Source organism: Micromonospora sp. NPDC006766 (assembly GCF_040636055.1).
Taxonomy (GTDB): domain Bacteria; phylum Actinomycetota; class Actinomycetes; order Mycobacteriales; family Micromonosporaceae; genus Micromonospora.
In genome coordinates, this window is record NZ_JBEYIX010000001.1 from 349,807 (window position 1) to 364,174 (window position 14,368).

Genomic DNA, 14,368 nt, shown 5'->3' on the forward strand with positions numbered 1-14,368 from the left:
GCTGACGATCGCGGAAGCCGGCCGGTTGTGGGCCGGATTCCCCAGCAACGTCAACGGATGGGGGAGGTCCACGTGACGATGGAGATCACCAGCGTGGAGGAACTGCGCGAGCTGCTCGGTACGCCGACGCAGCGGTCACTCGACAAGGAGCGCACCGTGCTGCACGCGCGGGACCGGGAGTGGCTGGCCGCGTCGCCGTTCTGCCTGGTCGCCACGGCCGGCGCGGACGGCAGCTGCGACGTGTCCCCGAAGGGCGACCCGCCCGGCTTCACGCTGGTTCTGGACGAGGCGACCATCGCCATCCCCGAGCGGCCGGGCAACCGGCGGGCCGACGGCTACCGCAACATCCTGGCCAACCCGCACGTCGGGCTGATCTATCTGATCCCCGGCCGGACCGACACGCTGCGCATCAACGGCCGGGCCCGGCTGGTCCGGGACGCCCCGTACTTCGCCGACATGGTGGTCCAGGGACACCGGCCGGTGCTGGCCGTCGAGGTGACCATCGAGCAGATCTTCTACCACTGCGCGAAGGCGTTCCTCCGCTCCGAGCTGTGGCAGCCGGAGACCTGGCAGCCGGACGTCCTGCCCAGCCGAGCCAAGCTGATCAAGGAGGTGCAGAACCCGGCGGAAAGCCTCGCCGAGCTCGAACGCCACTACGGCCCGGAGTACGCGCAGACCATCTACTCCTGACCGCGACTGCGGGCGAAGGGGTTCCGCCCGGAGGCGGCCAGGTAGAGCGGGAAGAACACCACCCAGAGGATCAGGCAGCCGAGGAACCACGCCTGCGGCGTCTCGATTCGGAGCGACCCGACCGAGACGGAGACGGGGCTCCCGCGCCTCATCCGCTCCCTGGCGTCGGTGTAGACCCACGCGTCGAGGGCGATCACGACGAGCAGGACGAAGATCGGCACCAGCGCGCCGGGCGGTATCGCGGTCATGTGTTGCGGCCCCTCCGATCGGCTCGGTCACCGAATGACGCGGCCATCCTAGCCCCGGAGACGACGGTTCCCCCGTCGCGGCCGCGACGGGGGAACCGATCGGAGGTGCCGACGGAATCAGGTAACTTTGAACTTCTGCTTCGGGCTGTACCCGGCGGCGTGGTCGGTGTCGGCCGGCTTGTAGACCCGGTAGGTGAAGGTGCCCTTGCTGGTCGGCTTGATGGAGAACGAGTAGGTGCTCGACGAGGTGAGCTTCTTACTCGTGATGTTCTTCCACGAACCGTTGACCAGGCGCTGGAGGTAGACCGTCTGCCCCGCATGCTTGGGCGAGACCGAGCCGGAGAGGGTCACGGTGCCGCCGAGGCGGAACGAGGTCTTCGAAAGTTTCCCGGCCACCAGGGTCGCCACGGTCACAGTCCGCAGACTGCTGGTGCTCCCCAGATAGGTGGTGGAGCCCGCGTACCGCCACTCGTAGCTGACGCCCTTGGCGGGCTTGTGGGGGTAGCTGAGCGCTCCACCGGCGCCGCTGGTCACGGTGGCGATCAACGTGTACGACGAGCTGCCCTTGTACTTGCCGTACAGCTGGACCGACTGGCCGGTCAGGCCGGCCCCGGTGTCCTTGCGGGTCAGCTTGCCGGTCACCGTCACCGTGCCGCCGTGGGTCAGCGCGGTGACGTTGCTGCTGATGGTCGCCCCGCTGCCGAGCAACTGGACCGGCGAGCCCGAGCTGTACTTACCGGACCGGTCCCGCACCCACGCCTGGAAGGTGTAGGTGGTGCCGGCGACCAGGCCGGTCGCCGTGGCCGAGCTGCCGGTGCCCGCGTACACCCCGATCCCGCTGCTCGGCGAGGACGGCGCGGTGGTGCCGGCGGCGGCCCGGACGATGACCTGATCCAGGTCGGTGATGTTCGGCAGGGTCCAGCTCAGCGTGGCCCCCTGGAGCGCGCCCACCGCCTTGAGGTCGCCGACCGCCGGCGGCGGAAGGTCCTCCGTACGGAAGGTGAAGCTGAACTTCTCCGCCTGGACGGCGCCCGAGCTGTCCTTGAGCCCGCCCACGGTGATCCGGTACGGGGTGTTGTCCTGCAGCGGCGCGGTCGGAGTCAGGGTCACCTTGTTGCCGCTGACCGAGGCGGTGGCGGCCACAGCCGCCCCGGTGCGGCCGTTGATCAGGCGAACAGTGGACGAGTTCACCGAGGCCGGGTTCACGTCCCGTGCGAAGGTCGCGGTCGGCTTCGCCGCGACCGGCACGTTGGTGGAGAAGTCGGCCGGCGACACGTCCCGCACCCAGTACTGCTCGCCCCCACGGCTCGCGCCGTTATACAGCACGACCAGGCCTCGGCTGGGGTCGGCGGCGATGACCGCGTCGACCTTGTTGTCGCCGTTGATGTCGCCCAGGGCAAGGCCCTGAGGGTGATAGTGCGAGGGGGACGGGATCCCCGAGACCCGGGGCGCACCGAGCGAGCCGTCCGCCTGCTGCGGCAGCACACTGAGCGTGCCCCAGCCGCCGTGCGCCGTCACCACGTCGGTCCTGCCGTCGCCGTCGACGTCAGTGGCCCGGATCGGCTCCGGGAAATCGACGACGGGCACCAACCGCGGGGCGTCCAGCTCGCCGCTGGCGTTCTGCGTGAAGACGGCGACCTGAGAGTTCGGTTGGTTGCCGCCGATGCTGGCGATCACGTCGTCCTTGCCGTCGCCGTTGACGTCGGCGACCTCGATGCTGTTGACGCCGTGAGTGGAGCCGGTGGGGTGGTCAATGTGGTCCCAGCCGGAGTCGGTGCGGTGCCAGACCCGGACCGACGAGCCGGACACGCCCACCACCTCGGGCCAGCCGTCACCGTCGACGTCACCGACCGCGAGCACGCCGCCGTCACTGATCACCGACGAGACGGTGAAGGTGTGGTCCGCCTCCTGGGTCAGCACCTTGATCCCCTCGGTGGTCGCGACCACCAGGTCGGTGCGGCCGTCGACGTCCATGTCGGCTGCGGTGACAAACCAACTGCCGGCCGTGCTCGGGAGCGGGCCGGTGGACTCCAGCAGGCCCGCCGCGGTCTGTCGGAAGACCTCCACCCCGGCCGAGGTGGCGAGGGCGACGTCCAGCCTTTCGTCGCCGTTGGCGTCGAGCAGGGTCAGGCCGGCTCTGTCTCCGTACCGGAGCCTGGTGGCGTACTTGACCGGGGTGCCGAGGGTGCCGTCAGGCTGCTGCGGGAAGACGACGAGCGTGTAGTCGTTGGCCGGGTCGAAGTAGAAACTGGTCGTCAGGAGCACGTCGTTGCGGCCGTCACCCGTCACGTCGCCGATGGCCACGGCCTCCGGCCACGAGCCGACCTTTCTCGTCTGGAACGGCGCGAACAGCGGCGCCGGGGCAGCCGGAGCACCGGTCATTGACAGGGTGTAGGGGCGGGTGTCGGCGGAACCGTTGTGGTTGCGCACCGAGACGTAGTACGTGCCGGCATCGATCTTGGCGGAGACCACTTCGGCCTCGCCCACGTCGGCGACGTCGGACTCGCCGACCAGGCGCAGGTCGCCGTCGTAGACGGCGAGGACCGGGTCGAGGTTCTGGTACCGGTCGGGGTCGAACCGGGCCGGCGTCACCCGTACGTCGACGGCCTTGCGGCCGTCGGTGCTGAACTTGTACCAGTCGACGTCGCCCTCGGCACCGATGGTGCCGGTGATCGACGTGCTGAACGCGGTGGCCCGGGCCGGCACGTCGTTCGGCTCGTTCGCGCCCAACGAGGGAGCCGGGAACTCCGCCCCCCAGGTGCCGCCCACCGAGGCGTACGCGTCGAGGACCCCGTAGCCGTAGTACGGGTCGATGCCGCGTGGCCCGGCATCCCGGGCGTTCTGACGGATCCTGGAGACGACCTGCGCCGGAGTCAGCGACGGGTACATCGTCCGGACCAGCGCGGCCGTACCGGAGACGATCGGGGCGGCGAAGGAGGTGCCGTCGCCGACGTAGTAGTCCGAGCCGGGCCAGGTGGAGACGATGTCGGTGCCGGGGGCGGCGACGTCGACCCAGTCGCCGTACGAGCTGAAGTCGGCGAGCCGGCCGGCGGCGTCGGTCGCGGCGACCGCCATGACCTCGGAGTACGCCGCCGGATACTGCGCCTGGCCGTCGCCTTCGTTGCCGGCGGCGGCCACCACCACCGCGCCCTTGCCGGTGGCATAGGAGACCGCGTCGTGCAGGGCCCTGTTGTCGGCCGGACCGCCGAGCGACATGTTGATGATCGTGGCACCGTGGTCAGCGGCCCAGATGACGCCCCTGGCGACGTCCGAGTCGTACCCCGAACCGTTGGCACCGAGCACCTTGACCGGCATGACACGAGCGGTCCAGGCGGCACCCGCCACGCCGATGCCGTTGTTGGTGTTGGCCGCCGCGATGCCCGCCACCATCGTGCCGTGGCCGTTGTCGTCCGCCGGCGCGGCACCCGGCTTGATCGCGTTGTACCCAGCCACGGTCCGGCCCTTGAGATCCGGGTGATTGACGTCCACACCGGAGTCGACCACCGCGATGATCTGGCTGGTGGAGCCCTTGGTGCGATCCCACGCCTGGGGCAGCCGGACAGTGCTCAGGTAGGACTGGTAGGCGTACAGCGGGTCGATCGGCGTGACGCTGGCCGTGCGCTTGTAGTCGAGGCTGACCCCGGCGACCGCCGGATCGTCGCGCAGGCTGCGCATCAGGTCGCTGGCCGAGGCGTCGCCGTGCAGCTTGACCCAGCGGGTCCCGCTGACGGCGGAGGTGGCGCGAACGCCACGCCGGGACAGGACCTGGTCCTTTGCCGACTTCGAGGCGTCGGGCTTGAAGCGGACCAGGACGGCGTGCGGGTCGAAGTCGCGTTCCTGCAGGTCACGCGGGCGTTCTGGCCGCGGCAACCGCTTGGCGCTGAACTCATGGTCGGACGGCTGGGCGGCCTGGGCCGGGTGCACGCTGGGAACCAGCGCCCCGGCGACGGCAAGGACGAGCGCAGCCACCGCCGAGCGGCGGAGTGACACGGAATCTCCCCGTTGGGTCGAGCCGATGAGAGCACCGCAGCCAGGAGAAGGGATTGCGGGCGAACGAAGTGTGCCGGAGGAGAGCCGGTGACGCCACCGCCGAACGGTCGAAGCCCGTCGAGCCCCCTGGCCACGCCCCGATGGTGGATCGCAGCCCTGATGATCTTCTGCCTGCACATCCAGAGCGAAAGCAACTTCTTCATCGCCGACAGCCGCGCACAGCAGGCGTTGAACTCGCTCCTGGCCGCCGGTCGGTCCGGGGTGTCGTTCTTCTACATCCTGTCGGGCTTCGTTCTGGCCTGGTCCGTGCGACCGACGGACACCGCCAGCCGATTCTGGTGGCGCCGCTTCTCCAAGATCTACCCGAACCACTTCGCCACATTCCTGATCGCCTGCCTCCTCCTGTCCTGGCGGGGCATGGAGGTCATCGACTTCGAGCGGATGTTCTACAACCTGACGCTGCTGCACTCCTGGCCACCCGAGCAGGGCGACATCTGGTACTCGTTCAACGCTCCGTCGTGGTCGCTGAGCTGCGAGGCGTTCTTCTACCTGTGCTTCCCGCTCCTCTACGCGGGGCTGCGGCGACTGCGACCGGCCGCCTGGTGGGCCATCACGGGAGCGTCAATCCTGTTCGTCGCAGTTCTGCCCTTCGGCATCAAGGTGTTCGACGAGCCGTTCGGCTGGTCCGAGCATTTCGTCGTGTACCACCTGCCGCCGGTGCGGATGGTCGAGTTCCTGCTCGGCATGTGCCTTGCGCTGCTGGTGCGGAGCGGCTGGTGGCGTGGTCCTGGCATGACGGTCAGCATCGTGGTGATTCTCGGCGGGATGGCCGTGGCGGCGTTCCTGACGGAGGAGTACGGGCTGGCCCGGGACGCGGCTTGCACGGTGGTGGGTTACTCGCTTCTGCTGCCGGCGTGTGCTCTGGCGGATGTGCGGGGGTCACGGTCGATTTGGCGAGCGCGGCGGCTGGTGTACCTGGGTGAGGTGTCGTTCGCGTTCTACATGGTTCACGAGATCTGCCTGTACGCGGTGCGGCACACGTTCGGCGATGATCACCCTCATCGGCCGTCGGTGGCCGCCGGGGTGCTGGTTCTGGCTACGTTCTGCTTCGCGCTGGTCGCGGCGATGGTGCTGCATCACGTTGTGGAGTTGCCAATGATGCGGCTGCTGACCGGCCGCCGCCGCAGGGCTTCCGATGGTGGTGCATCAACGGGCGGCGACGGGGCGGGGCAGTCGGGCGGGGGCCGGGTGGTTCCGGCGGCGCCTGAGCCGGTGACGGCCGCGGCGATTTAAGGGCGCGCCACCTGTTCCGCCCCAGCGCTGATCTTCGCGGCAACGAGAAGGGCCCAGTGATCTTGACGTTTCGCCTGCTCACAGGGCCTTTATCGTGCTGGAGCCGCCTGACGGAATCGAACCGTCGACCTACGCATTGCGAGATCAAGTTGGCCACCTGCGCCTACCTCGCGACTTGGCCGATGACCTGCGGAAAAGACTCTCGGCATCTCTCACCAACCGTGGTCAGGGGTCGACCTCTTGAGGACTGAATGAGGACTGAGGCGGGGAGGGCTGACTCATGCACGGAACGGCGGGAGCGCCGGGCTCCCCGTGCTCGATCTCGTACTGGCACTCACTGCAGGGCGCAGGCGGGATGTGCTCGCGCCAGTCATGGCCGCAGTCCGGGCAGTCGCCGTGTCCCCGGAGGCGCGATCGCTTCCACATGCGGTCATTGTCGGCCAACGCGGTCTGCCTGGCCCACTGCGGCCCCGTTTGGCCTCCCGTGACACCACCTTGTGGCCCACGGATGGCCCGGCGGCAGACGTCAGGCGAGAGCAGTGACCGACGGGTTATGAGATCAAGTTGTCCACCCCCCAATCCCCTAGGCAGACACGGTTCTAGCAGCGGAGAGGCCTCCCGGCACTTCACAGCACCCCCGCCGTCCGTCGCCTTCTTGCGGACTGGATGCGCACCGCTGGGATTCATTGACAGCCCTTCTACGATGACGGCCCGACGATCGAGCCCGAACACTTGACGGGCCCGCTACGGGGAGTGCATGTGAGCGACGCCAAGCAGTACTTCCACGAGAAATTGCAGCGGGAACAGAGCGCCGCCTATCTACGACGTGGGCCGATCTGGGGGCGGCTGCGCGAGCTGTTGACGGGGATCGCCGTGCTTGCCGCGATGATCGTGGTCAACCTGCTCCTCACCACCCTCGCAGCGTTCTATCCGGGAACCGGCGTCGTGAAGCCTTCTCCCCGGGAGCAGCCGGCAACAGCGACGGTGCGGCAGTGCGAACAGGCTGGGCCAGTCAGCAGTAATGGCTTCGGCTACTGGTGGGAGTGCGACGTAACGGTCCGGATGAGAGACGGCCGCGCCGTCGAAACGGCGGTAGGTCACTCAGTCGTCACGCCCGATGACCGGGGAAGGCCGGTCGAGTTCCGTGAAGCATGCTTCGGTGCCAATAATACCGAGTGCCACTACGGTCGACCCACCTGGCTGCTGTGGGGCATCGCCGTGTCAGTGGTCGGCATGGTGAGAGTTACGGCCACAATCCTTGCATTGATGGCTGCCGGCGTTTCCCTGCTCCGGGCGATCCTCGGAGTTCCCCGGTATTTCGCCTGGATCAACCGGCGGAAGTCAAATTCCGGGTAGAGCGGATCTCCTCGTCGGGCAGTCGCCAGACCGTCCAGCCTCCCCGGACGGGGACAAGATGGAGCGCCCTACCGGACGACCTTGGCCCCGTCCGGGGAGGCTGGTAGCCCTTGTGGTGTCCGGCGAGGTGATCCGCGGCGGCATCTCTGAGGAGGGCCGGGGTTCGGGGCAGCGCCCCGAGGTCTTCAAAGTCCTGGTCGTCCCCAAGCGTGGCCGGCCGGCCCGGCCGATGCCGGCCGGAGGTCGCCAGCAGGCCGGGGCCGGGCCGGCGCGGCCCGCTTGCGGGCCGCCTTGATCTGATAGAGCGCAATTCGGCAACGTTATCCGGTGACCTGCTGTCCTCCGTCGACTGATGCGCGACCGTCGCCCGCCAACTGATCTGCGACACCTCAGCGCGCTGGTCGCGGCCAGACGAGCGCGACCAACGCCACTTGCGACGCGCCAATGAGCGGTCAGCCCAAACAGCGGACTTGGACCGCGACATGCACCCACTGGGCGCCACCAGTGTCCCAGTCAATGACGGTCAACTCGGCACGGTGATGGTCCATGGAAACCGCGTCGCCGCTCTCCCCACCTAGACAGGTCGGATAGGTGCTATCTGAGCGAATCGTCCCTGCGGCGTCCTGCCAATGGTCTGTAAGCACGGAGTAGATCGTGTCCCCGTCGTTCGACTTGCGCACGACGCCATCCGTCTCGAACGCGATCAGTCGCGTCTCCTTGTTCGACCACGTGACCGTCCCCGTCAACACCACTGCGGTCGCCGAATGCCGCTCACGCGACAACCCGATCCAATAGCCACCGAGCCCGGCGATGACTGCGGCGATGACTGCGAGCGCTATCGACACCCGCGCACGCCGAGTCTTGGCCACCCCGGCAAGACGTTCTTGTCCCATGATCGACATAGAAGCAGGGTGGCAGCAAGGAGTGCCCTGCGCCATCACCCAACGGGGCATCCTCGTCTCTCGCTACCAGCACTCTACCGGTGGCGATACCGCCGAATCGGGCCGCGTGCGTCTCGGGTCGGTCGGCATCTGCGTTACGACCCGGCGGACGTGCGGTCCTGGTTCGCGAAGCAGGCGGGTAGCCGGTGAGCGTCGAGAAGCGACCCAATCGGAAGTGGCGGGCTCGGGTCCGGGATGCGTCCGGGAAGGAGATCGCTCGGCACTTCGACCGGAAGTCGGGCGGAGCGGTGGGAGGCGTCGGCCAAGGCGGCAATCTCTCGGGGCGACTGGATCGACCCGGCTCGGGCGCGGGTGACCGTTGGTGCCTGGGCGGCGCAGTGGATGAGGGCTCAGGTGCAGCTCAAGCCGTCGACTCGGGCACGGTATGAGCTGGCGCTACGGCGGCAGATTCTCCCGACCTGGGAGGACATCCCGCTTTCGGCAGTCTCGTACGCGGAGGTAGCGGCCTGGGTGCAGCGGCTCACTGCGTCCGGCCTCGCCCCGGCAACTGTCCGATACGCGCACCGGGTGCTGTCGCTGGTCCTGGCCCATGCCGTGCGGGATGGCCGCATGTCCCGGAACCCGGCAGTTGGCATCCGGCTGCCTCGCGTGGTCAAGGAAGAGCCGGTGTTCCTCGACCACGACCAGGTGGCGAGGCTTGCGGATGCCTGCGGGCGCTACGGACTGCTGGTGCGGTTCCTGGCCTACACGGGTCTGCGGTGGGGTGAGGCGTCGGCGCTGCGGGTGTCGCGGCTGGATCTGCTGCGGCGTCGGGTGACAGTGGCGGTCGCGTTCGCGGAGGTCGGCGGGGAGCTGGTCGAGGGGACGCCGAAGAATCACCAGCGCCGCCGGTCGGTGCCGATCCCGCGTTTCCTCGTCGACGAGATGGCCGCGCACGTCGCGGGAGAAGGGCCGGGACGAGCTGGTGTTCACCGCGCCGAACGGTGGGCCGCTGCGTAACACCAACTTCCGGTCGCGGATCTTCGCGCCGGCGGCGGCGTCGGTCGGGCTGGCCGGGCTGACTCCGCACGACCTGCGGCACACTGCGGCGAGCCTGGCCGTGGCCGCTGGTGCCAACGTCAAGGCGGTGCAGCGGATGCTCGGGCACGCCACGGCATCGATGACGCTGGACGTGTACGCGGGCCTGTTCGGTGACGACCTGGACGCCGTTGCCAACCGGCTGGACGAGGCGGTCGCCGCGCGGCATGCGGACTATTTGCGGACCGGCACGGTCGGCGGCAGCGTGGTCGACCTCGGAAAACGGCGAAGCCCAGGCCGTTGACCTGGGCTTCTTCACCGAGCCGCCTGACGGAATCGAACCGTCGACCTACGCATTACGAGTGCGTCGCTCTAGCCGACTGAGCTAAGGCGGCAACGATCGCCAAGTGTACGCCACACCCCGCCTGGAGCCGAACGGGATCCCCCGCCTCACCAGACCGGACATCGAGGCCGAGTTCGGTCGTTTGCCGGACAGCGCTCACATTCGGGCCCGGCTACCGTGCGAGGGGTGAGCGACGAGCACGCACCGCCACCGCAGCCGATCCCCGAGGCGCACCCCGGCGAGCGGGCCGGCCGCCGGCCGCGCAGCCTGGACCCGTTGGAGCTGGGTTTCACCCCGCGCAAGCCGGTGCCCTGGCTGGCGCCGCTGCTGCTGATCAGCACCGGCCTGCGTACCCTGCTGGCGATGCTGTTCGGGGCGTACCTGGACAAGCGGGAGTTGCAGAACGCGTTCGGCGACGGGACGTTCCGGCAGGTCGGGCCGGACGGCGGCCTCTGGCTGGATTACGTGGCCGACCTGGGCGACGGCTTCGACGCGACGTACTCGGTGGCCTACCTGCTCGCCCAGCCGGAGCTGACGGTCGACGGGCACCGGCTGCCCCGGGCGCAGACCCTGGTGATGGGGGGCGACGAGGTCTATCCGTCGGCGGCCTTCGAGGCGTACGAGGACCGGTGCAAAGGGCCGTACCAGGCCGCGCTGCCGGTGGCGCCGCCTGAGCGGCCGACGATCTTCGCGGTGCCCGGCAACCACGACTGGTACGACGGCCTGACCGCCTTCCTGCGGCTGTTCGTCCGCTCCCGGGACCGGAACTTCGCCGGCTGGAGCACCGGCCAGTCCCGGTCGTACTTCGCGGTGGAGCTGCCCGCCGGCTGGTGGCTGCTCGCCCTCGACGACCAGTCCGGGTCGTACGTGGACGACCCGCAGCTCGCCTACTTCGACGAGGTTGCCCGGAAACTCACCCCACGGTCGAAGGTGATCCTGGCGGTGCCGGAGCCGACCTGGGTCAAGGCCGCCGACCATCCGACGGCGTACGACTCGCTCGACTACTTCATCCGTACGATCATCGCCCCCACGGGGGCGCAGGTGCGGCTGCTGCTCTCCGGCGACCTGCACCACTACGCCCGCTACGCCGGCCCGGAGCGGCAGCTCATCACCTGCGGGGGCGGCGGGGCCTACCTCTACCCCACGCACACCCTCCCGGAGCGATTGGAGGTGCCGCCACGCGACACGCTGTCCCGCCGGGCCAGTCGCACCCGCGAGTACGACCTAACGGCCCGTTTCCCGGACAAGGCCCGCTCGCGGCGCTACGGCTGGGGGATCTTCGCCCGGTTGCCGTTCCGCAACCCGGGGTTCACCACTCTGCTGGGCATCCTGCACACGCTGCTGATGCTGGCCATGGCCGGGGTGACGGCGGGCCGGGTGGGTGCCACCGAACAACGGCTGTTGAGCGTGCCACTGGTGATCATGTTCCTGGTGACCATGCTGAGCGCGGTGTTCTTCGCGAACCCGCCCAGCGCCGGCGGGAAGCGGCACACCCGGCACTGGATCCTCGGCGTATCGCACGGGCTGGCCCATGTCGCACTGGCCGCCGCGGGCACCTGGCTCTGGCTGAAGCTGCCCTTCTACGACTGGCCGTGGCCGTTGCCACTGGCCGTGGCCGCCGTGGTGTACGGGCCGGTGATCGGCCTGGTCTCCAGCCAACTGGTGGCGCTCTACCTGCTGGTGGCCGGGACGTTCGGGGTGAACGTCAACGAACTCTTCGCCGCCCAGGGAATCGAGGACTCGAAGTCCTTCCTGAGGATGCGCATCGACCCCGACGGCACCCTGACGATCTACCCGATCGCCCTGAACAAGGTCTCCCACACCTGGCAGCTCAACCCCGACGAGTCCCCCACCGCCTCCTGGCTAACCCCGCAGACTCCCCTACACCCCCACCTAGCCGAGCCCCCCATCACCCTCCACTGACCACTCACCCCCACCCCCCGGGCGTCGTTGGTCATGAGGTTGGCTGCGCCCGAAGAGATTCACTTCGCGGCTAACGTCATGATCGACGGGAGCAGTGCGGGCGGGGGTGGGAGGGCGGGGTCAGGGGGTGTAGTGCTGGTCGTGGGCTTGGCGAGGGGCGCAGACGGAGGCGCGGCTGCACGAGCAGCGGGAGCCGTCGGCGTCCAGGCGGACGGTGACCGAATCCCGGGGAACGCTGTGGCCGACGACCTTGCCCTCTCCCTCTGCGGTGGAGACTCGGGTGCCGATCGCCGGGGCGGACTCCTGGAACCGCTGGTACAGCGGATGTTCAAACTTCAGGCAGCACATCAGCCGGCCACACGCGCCGGAGATGCGCAGCGGGTTGAGCGGCAGGTCCTGGTCCTTGGCCATCCGGATGGTCACCGGCTCGAAGTCGGTCAGGAAGGTGGCGCAGCACAGGTCCCGGCCGCAGGAGCCGATCCCACCCTGCACCCGCGCCGAGTCGCGGGCGGAAAGCTGCCGCAGCTCGACCCGGCAGTGCAGGGTGGCCCCCAGGTCGCGCACGAGCGAGCGGAAGTCGACCCGGTGCGGCGCGGTGAAGTAGATCGTGGTGCGGTCGCTGCCGGACTCCGGCGTGCCGAAGACGTGATCAACGGCCACCACCTTCATCGGCAGCCCGTGCTCACGGATGAGCCGCTTGGCGGCGACCTTCGCGTCGGCCTTGCGCCGGCGTAGCTGCTCGTCGCGGCGCAGGTCGTCCTCCTGAGCCAGCCCGGCCAGCCGGGGAAAACCCGCCGTGTCCTCCGTCACCCACTGTGCGGCCCAGACGCACTCGGCCACCTCGGGTCCTTCGTCGGTGGGCACCAGCACCTTGTCGCCCACCTGCGGGCGCAGCTCGCCCGGGTCGAGGTAGTAGAGGCGCCCATACCGGTTGAAACTGACCGCACAGAGCATGCCCATGCCACCACACTACGACCCCGGGGCGGTTCCGGCCGGGCCACCCGTCGCCGTCCGGCCACCCGGCGCAGTGATCCATGGTTGTCGACTCGACCGAGTCGCCCCCATCCCCTGGTGTCGATGGTCCTCGCCCGGACGGTTGAATCATGCGCCAGCCGGACGACAAACGACGCCGGACCGCGTTGAGTGGAGGCAGACCTGCGGGGGGTGCAGGGGATGACCACGGCGTCGCCGGCTGAGCAGTTGCCGGCGACGCCGTGGCGTACGCGCCGGCGAAGCTCAGCCGATGCGCATGGTCGAGTTGGCGGTCCGGACGCCGGTCGTCCGCTCCCGCCACGCCGTCTCCGCCAGGCTCGGTGCCCACTGGCGCAGCAGCGTCTCCGCGCCGTCGTACGCCACGCCGAGCACGCTGAGCACCCGGGTGCCGATCTCCGCCGCCGCGAGCGCCCCGGCCCGCCCGTCACCGGACGCAGCGGTGGTGGTGTGCACGGTGACCGCCTCGGCCGAGCGCAGCACGTCGGCCAGCGCTCGGGCCAGGGCGAGCCGGCTCCCCTCCACCCAGTCGGCCAGCGCGTCGGCGTAACCGGCGGTCGACTCCAGGCGCCCGACCAGGCTCTCCGGCCCCTCGTCGAGGTGGCGGAGCAGAGCGGTGCGGGCCTCGTCGTACGCCGACGCGGCCGGCCCGGACCAGGCGACCGGATCGGCGAGCACGGCGCAGGCGTCGTCGTATCCCCGGACCAGCCGACGCACGGCGTGGCCGGCATCGACCAGGGGCGCCGGGTGCAGGTCGAGGAACTCCCGCACGGCCGCGCCGGGCAGCACCTGCATGCGGCGCAGCAGCGGCCAGAGCCGGTGCCCCTCGGGCGCGCCGGCGGCGAGCAGGGTGTCGACCCGGGCGAGCAGGTCGAGGCCGGGCTCGGCGAGGCGGTCCAGGGCGTCCATCAGGCCTCCCTGGCGAACCGGTGGCGGGCGGCGTCGTCGGTGGCTGCGTACCGGTCGGCGGCGTCGCGCAGGGCGGATGCTGCGGCGGCCAGCCGGGTGGCCGCGGCGTGGGCCTCCCGTGCCCGGTCGCCGGTGGCGCTGGTCCACTGCCGGTGCAGGGCGCGGCCGATCTCGCCGGGGCGGCCGTCGGCTTGCGCGCCGAAGGCCGGGTGCGGCGGATCGGTGGCGGTCACCGTGCGGGAGAGGGTGGCGAGGGTGGCGCTGGCCTCGTCGAGGCGGGTGGCCAGGGCGCGCAGCGTCTCCATGTCAGGCTCCCGCCAGCGGCCGGTAGGCCGCGAAGGTCTCGTTGTGCAGCTTCTCGCGGGCCCACTGTGCGGCGTCGGCGGCGGCGGTGACCGCGGCCTGCACCGAACTGGCGACGTCCCGGGGGTTGCGCTGGTGCAGGGGGGCGAGGAAGCGGACGTCGGTGATCCGCCCACCGGCGGTCACCACCACCTCGACGAGCCCGTCGGGCGAGCGGACGGTGACCTCGACCGTCGCGACCGCCTCGTCGAACTCGGCCTGCAGGGTCTCGATGCGCCGGTAGCGCCGCACCGCCTCCTCGATCCAGGCCTCGTCGATCTCCCCGCGCGGCATCGGCGAACTCCTCCCCGGCTGATCATCACTGAGCGTGCCGCCACCGTCACCGCGGCACCCCGGACCGTACC

14 protein-coding genes and 1 tRNA gene are annotated in these 14,368 nt (G+C 69.8%); 7 read left to right on the forward strand and 8 right to left on the reverse strand.

All coding sequences use genetic code 11. The features are described from left to right. The first annotated feature begins 72 nt into the window (after positions 1-72). Positions 73-690 carry a pyridoxamine 5'-phosphate oxidase family protein gene (locus tag ABZ671_RS02320; protein ID WP_357850596.1) on the forward strand — a complete coding sequence of 206 codons (618 nt, stop codon included), beginning with the start codon at positions 73-75 and terminating at the stop codon, positions 688-690. On the opposite strand, the gene ABZ671_RS02325 is transcribed toward ABZ671_RS02320, so the two are convergent. Continuing rightward, positions 681-938 (reverse strand): hypothetical protein, encoded by a 258-nt coding sequence (locus ABZ671_RS02325; RefSeq protein WP_357849831.1) that lies wholly within the window; start codon positions 936-938, stop codon positions 681-683. The genes ABZ671_RS02320 and ABZ671_RS02325 overlap by 10 nt on opposite strands. 117 nt (positions 939-1,055) lie before the next feature. Next, a complete protein-coding gene (locus ABZ671_RS02330; RefSeq protein WP_357849834.1) occupies positions 1,056-4,928 on the reverse strand; it encodes a S8 family serine peptidase in 3,873 nt (1,290 codons plus the stop codon). Between the two features lie 87 nt (positions 4,929-5,015). On the opposite strand from ABZ671_RS02330, the gene ABZ671_RS02335 reads away from it, so the two are divergent. Together ABZ671_RS02335 and ABZ671_RS02340 are read left to right on the forward strand one after the other, a co-directional pair. Next, positions 5,016-6,221 (forward strand): acyltransferase, encoded by a 1,206-nt coding sequence (locus ABZ671_RS02335; protein ID WP_357849837.1) that lies wholly within the window; start codon positions 5,016-5,018, stop codon positions 6,219-6,221. Between the two features lie 759 nt (positions 6,222-6,980). Then, positions 6,981-7,577, forward strand: a complete 597-nt coding sequence (locus ABZ671_RS02340; protein ID WP_357849840.1) for a DUF6346 domain-containing protein — start codon at positions 6,981-6,983, stop codon at positions 7,575-7,577. Positions 7,578-8,029: 452 nt separating this feature from the next. Here the strand turns inward: ABZ671_RS02340 and ABZ671_RS02345 are convergent, their stop codons facing one another. Beyond that, positions 8,030-8,479 (reverse strand): hypothetical protein, encoded by a 450-nt coding sequence (locus tag ABZ671_RS02345; protein WP_357849843.1) that lies wholly within the window; start codon positions 8,477-8,479, stop codon positions 8,030-8,032. A gap of 27 nt (positions 8,480-8,506) precedes the next feature. On the opposite strand from ABZ671_RS02345, the gene ABZ671_RS02350 reads away from it, so the two are divergent. From ABZ671_RS02350 to ABZ671_RS02360, 3 genes are read left to right on the forward strand one after another with little or no spacing between them, the layout of a single operon-like run. Continuing rightward, on the forward strand, positions 8,507-8,668 hold the full coding sequence (locus ABZ671_RS02350; protein ID WP_357850599.1) for a helix-turn-helix domain-containing protein: 162 nt from the start codon (positions 8,507-8,509) through the stop codon (positions 8,666-8,668). Between the two features lie 45 nt (positions 8,669-8,713). Then, a complete protein-coding gene (locus tag ABZ671_RS02355) occupies positions 8,714-9,478 on the forward strand; it encodes a hypothetical protein (RefSeq protein WP_357849845.1) in 765 nt (254 codons plus the stop codon). Next, on the forward strand, positions 9,444-9,800 hold the full coding sequence (locus tag ABZ671_RS02360) for a tyrosine-type recombinase/integrase (RefSeq protein WP_357849848.1): 357 nt from the start codon (positions 9,444-9,446) through the stop codon (positions 9,798-9,800). The genes ABZ671_RS02355 and ABZ671_RS02360 overlap by 35 nt, the downstream gene beginning before the upstream one ends. Before the next feature lie 17 nt (positions 9,801-9,817). Here the strand turns inward: ABZ671_RS02360 and ABZ671_RS02365 are convergent. Next, positions 9,818-9,891 (reverse strand) — tRNA-Thr (locus tag ABZ671_RS02365). Positions 9,892-10,058: 167 nt separating this feature from the next. Between ABZ671_RS02365 and ABZ671_RS02370 the strand changes: the two genes are divergently transcribed. After that, positions 10,059-11,762 carry a metallophosphoesterase gene (locus tag ABZ671_RS02370; protein ID WP_357850602.1) on the forward strand — a complete coding sequence of 568 codons (1,704 nt, stop codon included), beginning with the start codon at positions 10,059-10,061 and terminating at the stop codon, positions 11,760-11,762. A 120-nt stretch (positions 11,763-11,882) separates the two neighbouring features. On the opposite strand, the gene ricT is transcribed toward ABZ671_RS02370, so the two are convergent. The 4 genes from ricT to ABZ671_RS02390 form a co-directional block, all read right to left on the reverse strand. Continuing rightward, a complete protein-coding gene (gene ricT, locus ABZ671_RS02375) occupies positions 11,883-12,722 on the reverse strand; it encodes a regulatory iron-sulfur-containing complex subunit RicT (protein WP_357849851.1) in 840 nt (279 codons plus the stop codon). 276 nt (positions 12,723-12,998) lie between these two features. Next, complete coding sequence (locus tag ABZ671_RS02380; RefSeq protein WP_357849854.1) at positions 12,999-13,661, reverse strand: hypothetical protein; 663 nt, start codon at positions 13,659-13,661, stop codon at positions 12,999-13,001. Beyond that, complete coding sequence (locus ABZ671_RS02385; protein ID WP_357849857.1) at positions 13,661-13,966, reverse strand: hypothetical protein; 306 nt, start codon at positions 13,964-13,966, stop codon at positions 13,661-13,663. Before ABZ671_RS02385 ends, ABZ671_RS02380 begins: the two co-directional genes overlap by 1 nt. A gap of 1 nt (position 13,967) precedes the next feature. After that, positions 13,968-14,297 carry a YbaB/EbfC family nucleoid-associated protein gene (locus ABZ671_RS02390; RefSeq protein WP_357849860.1) on the reverse strand — a complete coding sequence of 110 codons (330 nt, stop codon included), beginning with the start codon at positions 14,295-14,297 and terminating at the stop codon, positions 13,968-13,970. Between the last annotated feature and the right edge of the window lie 71 nt (positions 14,298-14,368).

Coding starts and splice junctions, on each gene's coding strand:
- ABZ671_RS02325 (WP_357849831.1), bottom strand. CDS start 938: ATGACCGCGATACCGCCCGGCGCGCTGGTGCCGATCTTCGTCCTGCTC.
- ABZ671_RS02345 (WP_357849843.1), bottom strand. CDS start 8,479: ATGTCGATCATGGGACAAGAACGTCTTGCCGGGGTGGCCAAGACTCGG.
- ABZ671_RS02355 (WP_357849845.1), top strand. CDS start 8,714: ATGCGTCCGGGAAGGAGATCGCTCGGCACTTCGACCGGAAGTCGGGCG.
- ricT (WP_357849851.1), bottom strand. CDS start 12,722: ATGGGCATGCTCTGTGCGGTCAGTTTCAACCGGTATGGGCGCCTCTAC.
- ABZ671_RS02380 (WP_357849854.1), bottom strand. CDS start 13,661: ATGGACGCCCTGGACCGCCTCGCCGAGCCCGGCCTCGACCTGCTCGCC.
- ABZ671_RS02385 (WP_357849857.1), bottom strand. CDS start 13,966: ATGGAGACGCTGCGCGCCCTGGCCACCCGCCTCGACGAGGCCAGCGCC.
- ABZ671_RS02390 (WP_357849860.1), bottom strand. CDS start 14,297: ATGCCGCGCGGGGAGATCGACGAGGCCTGGATCGAGGAGGCGGTGCGG.